General features: G+C 67.8%; 1 pseudogene. It reads left to right on the forward strand.

Annotated features, from left to right (window positions below):
* Window positions 1-286, forward strand: a pseudogene (locus QM019_RS12765) (ExeM/NucH family extracellular endonuclease); the annotation flags it as partial.

Below are 286 nucleotides of genomic sequence, written 5' to 3' on the forward strand. Positions count from 1 at the left end.
GTGCCTACTACCCCGACCGCGAGGGCACCCCGACGACGGCGAACGACTGCACCGTCCGCGGCGCCTACGACACCGAAAACTTCGAGCGCCAGCAGGTGAAGATCGTGAACGCGATCAACGCGCTCGACGCATCCGTCATCGCCCTCGAGGAGATCGAGGACTCGAGCGACTTCGGTCAGGACCGCGACGCGGCCCTCGCCAACCTCTTCGGCGAGCTCAACGCCGCCGCCGGCAGCGACAAGTGGTCGTATGTGGCCTCGCCCGACACGGTGCCCGCGAACGGTGA

The sequence above is a fragment of the Gulosibacter sediminis genome, from assembly GCF_030011715.1.
GTDB lineage: Bacteria > Actinomycetota > Actinomycetes > Actinomycetales > Microbacteriaceae > Gulosibacter > Gulosibacter sediminis.